This window comes from Microcoleus sp. FACHB-SPT15 (assembly GCF_014849525.1).
Lineage (GTDB): Bacteria > Cyanobacteriota > Cyanobacteriia > Cyanobacteriales > Coleofasciculaceae > Symplocastrum > Symplocastrum torsivum.
The window spans coordinates 111,592-125,751 of the sequence record NZ_JACJNU010000049.1 but is presented as its reverse complement, the minus strand read 5'-3'; the positions used below and the strand labels follow the sequence as shown (position 1 = coordinate 125,751).

Here is a 14,160-nt window from a genome sequence, read left to right as displayed (position 1 = left end):
TTTCTTGATGAGCGATTTCCAGAATTCGACGGATTGAAGCTTTCAAGATTAGAATATTAACAATAACATCATCTTTTATTCACTTGAAGCTTTTTCAAGAAGTATTACACCTGTAATGCACTTTAACCCTTGATTTGTCCATTTTCCTAGGTGAGCTTGGCTTTACATGGCTCAGTTACCATTGGACAGGAATCAGTCTATTAAATAAATTGCCCTCATTACTTATCTAAAGAATCACACATCAACAATGAAAAAGCCTCGATCTTCATCCCGCGATTCACATCTTGTCTTTACGTTTAGGCAAGGAACTGAGTTGTGAACAACCATAAATCTCACTGTTTTAAGAGTTTGGAATGAGGAAGTGAGACAGATTGTCTGATAACTAATGCCTATTCATCTATCCCGAAACGACGGCTTCGCTGAATTACACCAACCCGTAAACACACGAGAGATTAACTAAAAATCCTTATCTGTGTATATTCTATAGAACAAGTACAAGAAGTAGCTAAGTTTGCTTAATTTTTATGAACTTTCAGGGTTGTATGTATGTCCTGATTGGCTTTTAGGTAAGAAAATGCTTGTACAGAGAAAGCCTTCATCGAACATTTATGGCGGGTGCATAACTAGAAAAAATCCTAGAGAGAGTACGACAGTGCGACAGCCAGAGCTTAACCAGGAAGATTTACTGCGTCGAATCACTAATCGGATTCGTCAATCTCTGGAATTAGAAGAAATCCTAACAACGACGGTAAGTGAAATCCGTGCCTTTTTGAGAACTGATCGGGTAATGGTTTACCGATTTCACAAATCTGGCAGTGGAGAAGTGATGGCAGAGTCTATTCAAGACAATCGCCTTCCGTCTCTCAAAGGGCTAAACTTTCCAGCCGATGATATTCCTGAAACTGCTCGGCAGCTTTACCTGACAGTACGCCTACGTTCAATCGTCGATGTTGCTGCTGGGATGATTGGATTCTCGCCTATGGATGCTGTTGCTTCTAGCGATCGCCCTGTGGTTGAAGAATTCTACTATCGCCCTGTAGACCCCTGCCATGCGGCTTACCTCACAGCCATGGGTGTCGCCTCTTCATTAGTACTACCGATTGTGCATTACGATATTCAGGCAACGCCAAGTCAAGAGCGACTTTGGGGCTTAATCGTGTCACATCATTCCCAAGCCCACTCAATTTCAAGACAGGAATTGCAAATTGTGCAATTGGTAGTCGATCAAGTTTCAATGGCGATCGCTCAATCCAATCTCCTGTCTCAAGCGCGTCAACAGCACTTTATCGAAGCAACCATTAACCGAGTTTCCACTCTCCTACATTCCCTACCGACGATTGAACTACAAACGGCACTGGAAGAAACTGTTACCGCACTCCAAGGCTGTGGTGGCAGACTCTATATTGCTCCTTACAAAACGGCTGATTCTGCTGAGGTATTTGTCTACGGAACTCAACCCTCGTCCTGGGATGGGCAAATACAGAACCCGATTGAACAGCATCCGGTCTTTTCAGCCTGGGCTTTATCGGGAATTGGGAATTGGGAATCGGGAATTGGGAATGGGAATGGGAATGGGAAGGAGTCTATTAGTAGAGCAAAGCATGTATCAACTGACTCTTTAGCAATCCCTAATCTCCAACAAGGTTGTGAACCTCTAACAACGACGAACCTGTATCAAAGTCCAGACTTACAGATTCTCACCTCAGCCTTTAACTCGACAGCAATTCGAGGAATATTGGTTTTACCGTTGTATTATCGCTGTGGGTTCTTGGGCTACCTTAGCGTCTTTCGTCCTCAAGTTGATACCGAAACCTTATGGGCAGGACAATTTGACCCTAGTGCGAAACAACAACTGCCTCGTCGCTCTTTTGAAGTTTGGCGAGAGTTAAAACGAGGTGAATCTCAAGAGTGGACAGCGAATGATCGTGAACTTGCGATCGCGTTAGGTCGTCATTTGGCGATGGCAATTGAGCAATACAAACTCTACTCCCTTGTCCAGTCCCTCAACACTAATCTAGAACGCCAAGTCGAGGAGCGCACGGCGAAATTACAACAATCATTGGAACAGGGACGGGCTTTGGAGCGTATTACGAAGCAAATCCGCAGCACCCTTGACTTAAAAACTACTCTGCAAACAATAGTGCGAGAAGTCCGGCACCTGCTGAATACGGATCGAGTAGTAATTTACCAATTTGCGAGTAGCACTCCAGGGCAAGTGATTGTGGAATCACTCAACGGTAACTGCTTATCAATTCTAGGAGTCAGTGACCCTCAAGGCTACTTTCCCGACCCACAGCGTCAACTATACGAAGGAGGCAGCGTACAAGTCATTAACGATGTCTCTCAATTCAACCTCACACTAGAACATCGACAGTTTTTGGCAGCGTTCCAAATTCAGGCATCACTAATCGTCCCGATAGGAGTTGGCGCACAGTTGTGGGGACTCTTGATTGCTCAAGAATGTCAGGCACCACGTCGTTGGCAAGCTTCTGAAATTGAGTTACTACAACAGCTAGCTGACCAAGCGGCTGTTGCAATTCAGCAAGCCGAACTGTATGAACAAAGCTGCACCGCCGCCGCTACAGCGACAGCACAAGCCCAAAAACTCGCAACAGTTGCCCAACAACAGCAAGCCTTGTTTGGAGTCATTACCAAAATCCGACAATCCCTGGATGTCGAGACAATCTTCAAAGCAACAACGACAGAAGTCCGGCGACTACTAGACGCTGACCGAGTTGCGATATTTCGCTTCAATCCTGACTCTGGCTACGATGAGGGAACATTTATCTCTGAAGATGTTCAACCCAATTTGCCGCCAGCACTTGACTCAAAAATCTACGACCACTGCTTCGGGAATCAGTTTGCCGCTCAGTATCATCAAGGTCGAATTCAGGCAGTGGCTGATATTTACAATGCCAATTTAAGTGAGTGCCACATCCAGATTTTGGCAAAATTTCAGGTACGAGCCAACTTAGTTGTGCCATTGCTAAAAGGGGGAGAAGGGACAGGGACACCCCCTCGACTTTGGGGATTACTCTGTATCCACCAATGCCGAACATCGCGACAGTGGAACGCCTCCGAAATAGATTTTGTGACCCAGATTGCAGCGCACCTCGGTGTTGCCTTACAGCAAGCGAAATTACTGACAAAGACAACTCAGCAGACAGAACAACTTGCGATCGCATTCGACAATCTCAAGCAAACCCAAACCCAGCTCATTCAGACCGAAAAAATGTCCAGCTTGGGGCAATTGGTCGCGGGTGTAGCTCACGAAATCAACAACCCTGTCAACTTTATCTACGGCAACCTTGCCTACACCAGCCAGTATGCTCAGGATTTACTGACTCTCCTACACCTGTATCAAAAACACTATCCCAATCCCAATCCAGAGATTGCCCAGCTTGCCCAGAGTATTGACTTAGATTTCCTGGACGAAGATTTACCAAAAATCCTTGCTTCCATGAAAATCGGTACTGAGCGCATCCGTAAGCTAGTGCTGTCGTTAAGGAATTTCTCCCGCCTTGACCAAGCTGAGATGAAGCCAGTGGATATTCATGAAGGCTTAGACAGTACACTCTTAATTTTGCAACATCGCCTGAAGAATAAGCCTAATTATCCCGGCATCAAGATTGTTAAAGCCTATGGAGAATTACCCTTAGTTGAGTGCTATGCCAGTCAGCTCAATCAAGTATTCATGAATGTCCTGAGTAATGCGATCGATGCTCTAGAAGAGTACCATACCATCCGGTTATTACAGGGAACTCAAATCGAAGAGAGCCAGATCACCATCCGCACTGGGATGAAACCCTTTGTAGGGGATAGGGAAAATTATTCCATGCCCCTCAACACCATTCAAAATAATGCTTCTGCTGAAGATGTCGTTATTCAAATTTCTGACAACGGGCCTGGGATGAGCCAAATGACAAAATCTCAAATCTTTGACCCATTTTTTACAACCAAGCCGATTGGAAAAGGCACAGGCTTAGGGCTTTCTATTAGTTACCAAATTGTCGTGGAAAAACATGGTGGCGTTTTTCAGTGTTTTTCCAAACCCGGAGAGGGAACCGAGTTTTGGATTGAAATTCCCACGCGACAACAGGCATGTCGAGCAACAGAAGCTAACTCTACTAATCAAGTGTTCAGCTAATGTATAGCCATCAGCAGTCAGCTTTGGGCGGTCAGCTTTGGGTCAAATTGGCTCTAGTTAAGGAACGCTCTTCTCCCCTTAATGCCCTAACATTCGTGGCTACTGCTATACATTAAACCTCTTGAAGAGCAATAGCTAGGTCGGGCTTTTCGGCTCATCCCACTCATAGCCTTTTTTCTGGTGGAGTAGGCATCCCGCCTGCCCCAGAATTTGATGAAAAGGAATGAGAGCAAGAGGTCTATTTACTTTGTCTGTAGAGAACAGCCCCGTGGAATAGAGTGTCCGCAGCAGTTGACCCACTTTGTACCTATAATAAGTAGGTCAATCAGCCTTTAAGGAATACCTCCAGTAGTAGTTAACTTATCCTTTGGCACTCTTGAAGCGCCGCCCGTAAATTTCCCACCACTTCACAGTTCTACGGCACCACTCGTGCTAGTTAACCGGAAAGTTTAGAATAATTGACCTGTAATAATGAGTGAACCCTCGGCGGGTGGAACACTGGAACTTGAGTCGTCTAATCGTTTTCCTCTACCGTCTGAGGACAGGGGGTTCCAACTTCGAGGATTTTTTATGGACTTGAGCGGCAAAAGTAAAATTCCAGAGATTTTTACAAATTACAAAACTCAACTGTTAGAGGACTGGCTCCAACAGCAATTGGCTCATGGTAACCGCCATGGTTTGCTCAAAGAGGCAGAGTTGCGAGAAGAGTGCAGAGAGTTTTTGGAGCTATTTAAAACTGCTGTACAGCAGAGTGACTTGAGTGATACTCAAGCCCCAGAGTGGAAGGGAGTGCGCGAAATGTTGGCAAGTGTTTCCCGAACTCGTTCCCAGAAAGGCTTTACACCATCGGAAACGGCAACCTTTGTTTTCTCCTTTAAGCAACCCCTATTCAACCACCTCCGCTCCGAACTCGCACAGGATGGCGCAGCTTTAGTTGAAGACATTTTGTTAGCAAGTAACCTGCTGGACGAGTTGGGGCTTTGGACAACTGAGGTTTATCAGAAAACCCGCGATCAAGTGATCATGCGGCAGCAAGAGGAGTTGTTAGAACTTTCAACGCCTGTTGTGAAACTGTGGGACGGGATTTTAGCCCTACCGATTATTGGTACCCTTGATAGCGCCCGTACCCAAGTGGTGATGGAGTCTCTCTTGGAGAAAATTGTCGAGACGGGTTCGGAAGTGGCAATCATTGACATTACAGGAGTGCCAACCGTAGATACCCTAACGGCTCAACACTTACTCAAGACAGTAACAGCGGCTCGTCTGATGGGCGCTGATTGTATCCTTAGCGGCATTCGTCCCCAGATCGCTCAAACCATTGTCTACCTGGGCGTAGATCTCGCGGATATGGTCACAAAAGCTTCACTTGCCGATGCTTTTGCTCTTGCCCTAAAGCGAACTGGGGCAACAATCAGTCGTTCCAAAAGTGGGACACTATAGAGCCAGGAGAGTTTATGGAACGTATTCCCATCCTCCAAATGGGCGAATTCCTTCTAGTGACAATTCAGGTCGATATGCACGATCGCTTAGCAATGACCTTACAGGACGACCTGACCAACCGAATTACCCAAATTAGTGCTCGCGGTGTGCTGATTGATATCTCAGCCTTAGAAATTGTTGATTCCTTCATCGGGCGGATACTGGGAAACATCGCCAAAATGTCGCGGATACTGGATGCCGAAACGGTTGTTGTCGGAATGCAGCCAGCAGTTGCCATTACTCTGGTCGAGTTAGGACTCTCCTTAACAGGAATTAGTACGGCATTAAACGTTGAAAAGGGAATGGCTCGCCTCCGTGCCTCGTTGGCAGCGTCTTCCACGGAGAGCGCAAATGGACAGACAGAGGTCTGAAACAATGAGCATCCAGTCCTCTGCCGATGTTGTACTAGTACGGCAAGCCGTGCGTCAGTGGGCTGTGGAACTGCGTTTTAGTCTGATAGATCAGACTAAGATTGTCACCGCAGCGAGTGAGCTTGCCCGCAACACCCTGGACTATGGCGGGGGCGGCACAGTAAAGCTGGAAGTCCTACAGGATGGAATTCGTCAAGGTCTACAGTTGACGTTTGAAGACAAGGGACCAGGAATTCCAGACATTGAACTAGCCCTAAAAGACGGCTTCACGACTGGTAACGGACTGGGTATGGGCTTAAGTGGAACAAAGCGGCTGGTCAACGAATTCAAGATCGTTTCCCAAGTCGGAGAAGGCACCTGCGTTACTATTACCAAATGGAAATGACTTAAATCATGACAGAACCCGTTGCCTTACCGATTTTAGAGTCTAGTCAGGCAGGTGAAGCGCGACGGATGGCGATCGCTCTTGCGAGTCGTCTTGGCTTCAACGAGACTGAGCGAGGGAAAGTCGGCATTGTGGTTACAGAAGTGGCAAATAACCTCGTTCGGCACGCCACAGATGGCAAACTACTGCTACAACCTTTGACCAGAGACAAGAGCGAGGGCATTGAAATCTTAGCCTTAGATAAAGGACCAGGGATAAGCAACATCAACGAGTGCCTGCGTGATGGCTTTTCTACAGCAGGAACTCCTGGAACTGGCTTGGGGGCAATTAGCCGCCTTTCCGCTTTTTTTGATCTTTATTCTGTTCCGAATGGGGGCACAGCCTTATTAAGCCACCTCTGGGCTAATGACTTACCTGCAAGGTCGCAAGCCAACTATCTAGAAAGTGGTGTCGTGTGTCTACCCAAGACAGGTGAGGATGTTTCGGGGGATGCTTGGGCAATTGATCAAGATTCAGGTCGCTATTTGCTCTTGGTGGCAGATGGTTTGGGTCATGGTTCACAAGCCGCCCTTGCCTCTCGTGAAGCGGTAAGGGTATTTCGAGAGAATCTGGGCAAAAGTCCTAAAGAGATTGTTGAGGTGGCACACGCGGCACTGCGAAGTACACGCGGAGCTGCTTTAGCGATCGCGGAAGTTGATTTTGAACGCCTTACCGTGCGTTTTGCTGGTGTCGGAAACATTTCTGGCACGATTCTTTCTCCGGAAAAAAACAACAACCTGGTTTCCTACAACGGCACGGTTGGGCATGAGGTTCGCAAGATTCAGGAGTTTGTCTATCCGTGGTCTAAAGGAGGGCTTTTGATTATGCACTCTGATGGATTGGGCACACAATGGCGCTTAGACCGCTATGCTGGCTTGGTAACCAGACATCCCAGTCTCATCGCTGGAGTGTTGTACCGGGATTTCAACCGAGGTCGGGATGACGTAACTGTGTTAGTTGCCCGTGAGGGAGAGATGGGAGGATAGGGAAATGGGGAGATGGGCAGATGGGGAGAATCTTCACAATCCAAAATCCAAAATTGAGATGAGGGCAACTATCCTCACCATAGAAGTACGTTATGAACAAGATGTTGTCATGACCCGTCAGCGGGCACGGCAGATTGCTGAACTGTTGGGTTTTGACTCTCAAGATCAAACCCGCATTGCCACAGCTGTATCGGAAATCGCCCGCAATGCTTTTCAGTATGCAAAGGGAGGAAGAGTTGAGTTCCGGCTGGAAGGCGAATCCTCTCAAAGTTTGCTAGTCTGCATTCGTGACAAAGGGTCAGGTATCACCAATCTGAACTCCATTTTGGAGGGGCGATATACGTCGGAGACTGGCATGGGGTTAGGGATTACTGGCTGCAAGCGACTTATGGATCTGTTCGAGATTGAGTCTTCACCCAGTCACGGAACAACTGTGCGGATGGGAAAACCCTTGCCAAAGCGATCGCCTTTAGTGAATGCAAGTCGTTTGACACAGATAGTGGACGAGTTGATTAAGCGATCGCCTAGCAATCCCTTTGAAGAAATCCAGCAGCAGAACCAGGAACTGCTATACGCCTTAGAAGAACTACAAAAGCGAGAGGAGGCGTTAACTCAGCTCAACCGTGAACTCGAAGATACCAATCGGGGTGTCGTAGCGCTGTACGCCGAATTAGACGAAAAAGCCGATTCTTTAAGACGAGCCAACGAACTCAAGACTCGTTTCCTCTCAAACATGAGCCATGAGTTTCGGACACCTGTTAACTCGATTACTTCCCTCTCCCGGATGCTGTTAGACCGGATGGATGGTGAGTTAACGCCAGAGCAGGAAAAGCAGGTCACATTCATCCGAAAAGCGGCTGAAGGACTCTCTGATTTAGTGAATGACCTCTTAGATCTCGCGAAAGTGGAGGCAGGGAAAATTGTCGTACAGCCCGACGAATTTGAAGTAAGCGAACTCTTCGGAACCCTCAGAGGAATGCTGCGCCCTCTGCTGGCACACAACTCCTCAATTGCTTTGGTCTTTGAAGAACCTCACGATATCCCGACGCTTCGCACCGATGAGGGCAAGGTTGCCCAAATTCTCAGAAACTTTATTTCTAATGCCCTCAAATTTACAGCCACGGGTGAGGTTCGGGTATCCGCCGTGCGGGTTAGCAACACAATTACTTTCTCCGTTGCCGATACAGGCATCGGCATTGCACCAGAGGATACTGAGCGAATCTTTGAAGAATTTGTCCAGGTAGACTCTCCCTTGCAAAGGCAGGTAAAAGGCACAGGTCTGGGGCTACCGCTTTCGCGTAAGCTTGCGGAGTTATTAGGAGGAAGCGTTTGGGTCACCAGTACTTTGGGAGTTGGCTCTACCTTTTTTGCTTCCATTCCACTTGTTTACCCTGGTTCTCCCGAAGAGCCAGCTTTGCCGCCAGTGTCTTGGGATCTAGACCCGCAACGCTTACCCATACTGGTGGTAGAGGACAATGCAGAAACCCTTTTCACTTACGAGAAGTATTTCCAGGGGTCGATTTATCAACCTTTCTTAGCACGAACGTTGATACAAGCTGAACAAGCAATGGCTTTGTTCACTCCCAGCGTGATCATGTTGGATATTTTGCTGGAGGAGCAAAACACTTGGGGGTTCCTTCGTGAGCTGAAAGAGAATCAGGTAACCCAAGATATTCCCATTCTCGTTGTCACCGTCATTGATAATGAAAAGCAAGTCATGGCTTCAGGGGCTGATGGTTTCTTAGTTAAGCCTGTGGATAGATTTTCATTGTTGAACCAACTCAATAGGCTGGTAAAGCCTGATACACCGAGCAAGCTCTTGCTCATTGACGATGATCCAACAGCCCGATATGTGTTTAAGCAATTCTTAGGTGATATTCACCTTACTGTTATTGAAGCAGTTGATGGACGTGAGGGTATCCATCTGGCTCAAGTCGAAAAGCCGGACTGCATTGTTCTTGATCTTTCCCTGCCAGAAATGAGTGGCATCGAGATACTATCACGGCTCAAAAACGACTCTACAACTAACCAGATTCCTGTGATTATTAATACCTCACAGCCTCTTGATGCCCAAGAGCAAACGACTCTTGCTGAAAACACCGTTGCGATTCTCTCTAAAGAGATGGTATCCGAGGACGTTGTGACAGCAAAACGGTGCCAAGAACAGATCGCACGGGTTAGGGAAGCACTTGTAAAGGCAGGAATAGCACTGGAGCTTTGTGAGGAAGATAATGTCTGAGCCGCAGCTAGTCACGATCTTGCACGTAGACGATAACGAAGCCAATCGTTACGCTGTCAAGCGGATGTTAAGACATCGGGGGTTTAACCTCATTGAGGCAGCAACAGGTGAAGCTGGCTTGCAACTCGTGACTCAGACCAGACCCGACCTAGTTATTCTGGACGTGAAGCTGCCTGATATAAACGGATTTGAGGTCTGCCGACGAATCAAAACTAACCCAGCTACTGCCTTTATTCCCGTACTCCATCTATCTGCCAGTTTTGTTGAAAGTCGGGACAAGGCACAGGGGTTAGATAGTGGTGCAGATGGCTACCTAGCGCAGCCTGTAGAACCGATTGAATTAATTGCTACTATCAAATCTCTGCTACGCATTCGGCAGGCTGAAGAGTCTGCACTCTCATTGGCGCGGGAGTGGCAAAGCACATTTGATGCCATGAACGATGGCGTTTGCCTCCTAAATCAGGAAGGAAGAGTTATGCGCTGCAATAGCGCTATGACAGAGCTTTTAAACAAACCTTTTAGCGAACTCGTTGGTTGTCTGTATCAAGAGCTAATGCTAACGACGCTGGGTTCGGTTGAGGCAAATCCCTTGCGCCACGTTCAGCAAACTCGTCAGCGCGAGAGCCAGGAGGTTCACTTCGATAGCCAATGGTTTTCTATAACAGTAGACCCCGTGTTCAATGAGGGTGGAGCATTCATCGGTGCTGTTTACATCCTGGCTGACATGACAGATCGTAGACAGGCAGAGGAAGCGCTTCGGGTCAGCGAAGAGCGGTTTCGTCTGTTGTTGGAGAATGTGAAGGACTACGCAATTTTATTCCTCGACACTCAGGGGCGGGTTAGCCGTTGGAGTCTAGGAGCAGAACGTATGTTGGGCTATCAGGAATCCGAAATTCTCGGACAACCTGGCTCAATAATTTTTACGCCTGAAGACCTTCAGCAGGGTATAGACAAGCAAGAATTGGAAACCGCAGTCACGGATGGTCGCGCTGAGGATGAACGCTGGCACATTCGTAAAGATGGTAGCCGATTCTGGGCAAGTGGCATCAGTACACCCCTACGAGATGAGACGGGGCAGCTACGTGGCTTTTCTAAAATTATGCGTGACTTCACCGAGCGCAAGCAAGCGGAAGATGAACGCAACCAGCTACTCGCCCGTGAACAGGAGGCACGCGCCGCCGCTGAGGCTGCTAATCGCCTGAAGGATGAGTTTTTAGCGACTCTCTCTCACGAATTGCGATCGCCTCTGAATGCGATGCTGGGATGGACGCGGTTACTCAATAGTCGGAAATTTGACGAAGCGACTACGGCACGGGCAATGCAAACGATTGAGCGCAATGCCAAATCACAAGCGCAACTGGTTGAGGATTTGCTGGATGTCTCCCGGATTATCCAGGGTAAGCTCCGCTTGAATGTCCGTCCGGTTGAACTGGTTGCAGTAATTGAGACGGCGCTTGAAACAGTGCGTCCTGCCGCCCAAGCCAAAGAAATTCTTCTCCAATCAGTGCTTGACCCGGCAGCCGGGCCAGTTGCAGGTGACTTTGACCGCTTGCAGCAAATCATTTGGAATTTGTTATCGAATGCCATCAAGTTCACGCCCAAAGAGGGGCGTGTCATGGTGCGCTTAGAGCGAGTGAACTCCTATGTTGAAGTCACCGTCACGGATTCGGGTAAAGGCATTAACCCTGAGTTTGTCCCCTACGTTTTCGAGCGCTTTCGGCAAGCCGATAGTTCTAGCACCAGGGTCTATAGTGGGCTGGGACTGGGACTTGCGATTGTACGACAATTGGTTGAGCTGCACGGTGGCACAGTGCGTGCTGATAGTGAAGGTGAGGGGAAAGGAGCCACCTTTACCATTAAGTTGCCGCTTATGCCCCTCCGCGTCAAGCCTCATTCAGGTGAATCTGTCCATCCAACCATTGATCTGGGAGTGCCATTCGACAACACGCCAGCACTCAATGGGGTACGAGTCCTGATTGTTGATGATGAGGTGGATTCGCGAGAGCTTCTCGTTGCCGCATTGGAGGAGTGTGAAGCCAAAGTCTTTGCCGTTGCATCAGCGAGTGAGGCATTGGAAGCTATATCACAGTTCCAGCCAGATGTCTTAGTAAGCGATATTGGAATGCCGCTTGAGGACGGCTACAGCTTAATTCGTAAAGTTCGGCAACTCTCAGCAGAGCAGGGGGGAGAGATTCCAGCGATCGCACTAACCGCCTATGCTAGAGCAGAAGACCGAATGAAAGCGATCTCCTCTGGTTTTCAGATGCACATCCCAAAGCCTGTAGAACCAGCCGAACTAGTAACAGTGGTCGCGAGTCTAGCAAAAAAAACTGGAAAGGTTTGATTTGGCAATTGGGACAACAATCCCTCTTCTAAGTCAGCTTGAAAGAAGCGATAGGAAGAGGAATTTCGCAGTACAGTTGAGGTAAAGTCAGCTCTTTCAAGAGCAGGAGTTATGTCAGAGCCTATATCACTACAAAGTCGCTACTTAGAGTTAATTGATGAAATTGTGCAAGCAACCCTAAAGGGGAAAATCCGCTCGAAAGAGCAGGTCTATCAAATGCTATTGCAAGGAGTCAGTAGCGGTACTGGGGAAATCTTTGAGCGTTGCCTCGAAGAGCAACTGAGTACAACCCAGCAGCAGGTAGACAATCCGGTTAGTGAAATCAAGCAAGCTAAGGCGATGCGGGTGCTTAGGGCACTAAAAACGATCAGTGGTGAGTGGGAACGGGTACAGCAGCAAAACCAAGTCTCTAAAAGTCTTGCCGCCGCCATTAAAGCCATTACCTCAGCTAACTCGACTGACCGTCTCACTGCTTTAGTGCGAGTGATTGACCCGAATCGGCAAGAGGTACTGAACTTACAACAACTCACTCAACTCGCAAAAACTCTACAACAACAAGCTTCAGCATCTGACTCTGAGAGTGCAAAAGAAATTCAGCAACTATCGGCAGGCATTACAGCGGGTTTAGCCTCCTGGCAACGCTTGGAAGATCACTTAGTTAGCTGGATTTACGACCAAAACCGAGGGCCATTAGGATTTGACGGCATCCCTGAACAGCGTGGACCTTGGGCATTGTGGGCAAAACAGGTCAATAGCCCCTTACCCCAATCTCTATTTCAAGCTCTAGCCCGGAATCAACCGCTCAATGAATGGGCAGATAGTCAGCGAAATCTGGAAGTTGGTACCTGGGTGGAGTTAGCTGTTGTTCTTCAGTGCTTGCAGCGAGGGCTAGTCGCTTGGTTCGACAAGATGGTTTATGACTCTAAGGTAGGAGCTAAACTTTCAATTTCGACCTTCATCGCCTTTGCCGTGATTTGGTCACAGTTAGCTAGTGTCTTGAGCTATGCACTGAGTAGTGAGCAACGTGATGCGATTGTTAATGGCTGTTTTCAAGTCAGTCTGCAAATTCTCCGCGCCTTCGCCCAGCGAGATTATTTTCCCCTTTATGGTGGTGTTTTTGCCTCATTGGCTGGTAACTATCTGCGGGATGCCCTGAACTACTTAGATGAACCTTTACGCCGTGTTGAGGGAACACAGGAAAAAGCACGGATTCTGACTTTACTTGGTTATTCATTACAAGCTCAGGGTCAATATGATCGAGCAACATCGTTTCATCAACAAGCAGTAGAGATTGCGCGTGAAGCGGGTGATAGGGCTTGTGAAGTGGCTAATCTCAATCACCTCAGCCGAATTTATGTCGCTCGGAAAATTTATGCGGAAGCAATTAACTATAGTCAACGTGCCTTGATTCTTTCTCGGCAATCGGGAGACAGGTTAGGAGAAGCCAATGCCTTGGCAAACTTTGGCTACAGTGAAGTCTTCCAAGCTCAGGATACCCAACAGGTAGAACCAGAGGTGTATGAGAATGCAATTTACTACTTAGAACAAGGGTTGCAATTATCGGAACGTTTGAGTGATGGTCAAAGTCAGGCGTTGTGTTTTAGTAGTTTAGGAATTGCTTACGTTGTGATCCAACAGCCGGAAAAAGCGATCGCATATCTAGAAAAAGGCTGGCAAGCCGCTCAATTTTCTGGCGATTTGTACCTCCAAGGTCTCAACCTCACTTACTTAGCTGAAGCATCCTACAGCTTACAAAATTGGGAAACAACCATCTACACCGGAACATTAGGTGCATATCTTCTCGAACAAATTGGTTCTAATGATTGGCGTAAAGCCGCAGGCTTACTAACAATTTTGCAAGGTCAAATGGGAGTTGAAGCCTTCCAAAGCTTACTGAGTCAACAGCGCCCAAAAATCATCCCAATCATTGGCGTTGATGGCTATGACTATATCCCCCAACTGTTACAAAAATACCGAGATTCGATGTAGCTTGAATTTAGCAGTACTTCTTCCCTTTTTTAAGGTAAAAATGGGTAATTTATCTTGGCTCGACTCCTTAGTCCTGTTGGTGAGCAAATTGATAAGCACCAAGAAGAGAAAGTGCGATCGCAAAATTACTTCAACAATTGCTTACTACCTCAACAGGACACCCTAGAAATCCTGTCAAACC

8 protein-coding genes are annotated in these 14,160 nt (G+C 47.6%); all 8 read left to right on the top strand.

The window, feature by feature from the left end:
• The first annotated feature begins 652 nt into the window (after window positions 1-652).
• Window positions 653-4,147: a GAF domain-containing protein gene (locus H6F98_RS16595; RefSeq protein ID WP_313929882.1), complete on the top strand. Its 3,495-nt coding sequence runs from the start codon at window positions 653-655 to the stop codon at window positions 4,145-4,147.
• 471 nt (window positions 4,148-4,618) lie between these two features.
• Window positions 4,619-5,587, top strand: a complete 969-nt coding sequence (locus tag H6F98_RS16590) for an STAS domain-containing protein (RefSeq protein ID WP_242058566.1) — start codon at window positions 4,619-4,621, stop codon at window positions 5,585-5,587.
• A 14-nt stretch (window positions 5,588-5,601) separates the two neighbouring features.
• Entirely contained in the window at window positions 5,602-5,997 is a 396-nt protein-coding gene (locus H6F98_RS16585; RefSeq protein WP_192219805.1) for an STAS domain-containing protein, read from the top strand.
• A gap of 4 nt (window positions 5,998-6,001) precedes the next feature.
• Window positions 6,002-6,382, top strand: a complete 381-nt coding sequence (locus tag H6F98_RS16580) for an anti-sigma regulatory factor (protein WP_192219804.1) — start codon at window positions 6,002-6,004, stop codon at window positions 6,380-6,382.
• Between the two features lie 8 nt (window positions 6,383-6,390).
• Window positions 6,391-7,407 (top strand): SpoIIE family protein phosphatase, encoded by a 1,017-nt coding sequence (locus H6F98_RS16575; RefSeq protein WP_192219803.1) that lies wholly within the window; start codon window positions 6,391-6,393, stop codon window positions 7,405-7,407.
• 4 nt (window positions 7,408-7,411) lie between these two features.
• On the top strand, window positions 7,412-9,646 hold the full coding sequence (locus H6F98_RS16570; RefSeq protein WP_242058565.1) for an ATP-binding protein: 2,235 nt from the start codon (window positions 7,412-7,414) through the stop codon (window positions 9,644-9,646).
• A complete protein-coding gene (locus tag H6F98_RS16565) occupies window positions 9,639-11,990 on the top strand; it encodes a response regulator (RefSeq protein ID WP_192219802.1) in 2,352 nt (783 codons plus the stop codon). Before H6F98_RS16570 ends, H6F98_RS16565 begins: the two co-directional genes overlap by 8 nt.
• A gap of 111 nt (window positions 11,991-12,101) precedes the next feature.
• Window positions 12,102-13,979 carry a tetratricopeptide repeat protein gene (locus H6F98_RS16560; RefSeq protein WP_192219801.1) on the top strand — a complete coding sequence of 626 codons (1,878 nt, stop codon included), beginning with the start codon at window positions 12,102-12,104 and terminating at the stop codon, window positions 13,977-13,979.
• Window positions 13,980-14,160 lie beyond the last annotated feature (181 nt).

Coding starts and splice junctions, on each gene's coding strand:
- H6F98_RS16590 (WP_242058566.1), top strand. CDS start 4,619: ATGAGTGAACCCTCGGCGGGTGGAACACTGGAACTTGAGTCGTCTAAT.
- H6F98_RS16585 (WP_192219805.1), top strand. CDS start 5,602: ATGGAACGTATTCCCATCCTCCAAATGGGCGAATTCCTTCTAGTGACA.
- H6F98_RS16580 (WP_192219804.1), top strand. CDS start 6,002: ATGAGCATCCAGTCCTCTGCCGATGTTGTACTAGTACGGCAAGCCGTG.
- H6F98_RS16575 (WP_192219803.1), top strand. CDS start 6,391: ATGACAGAACCCGTTGCCTTACCGATTTTAGAGTCTAGTCAGGCAGGT.
- H6F98_RS16570 (WP_242058565.1), top strand. CDS start 7,412: ATGGGGAGATGGGCAGATGGGGAGAATCTTCACAATCCAAAATCCAAA.
- H6F98_RS16565 (WP_192219802.1), top strand. CDS start 9,639: ATGTCTGAGCCGCAGCTAGTCACGATCTTGCACGTAGACGATAACGAA.
- H6F98_RS16560 (WP_192219801.1), top strand. CDS start 12,102: ATGTCAGAGCCTATATCACTACAAAGTCGCTACTTAGAGTTAATTGAT.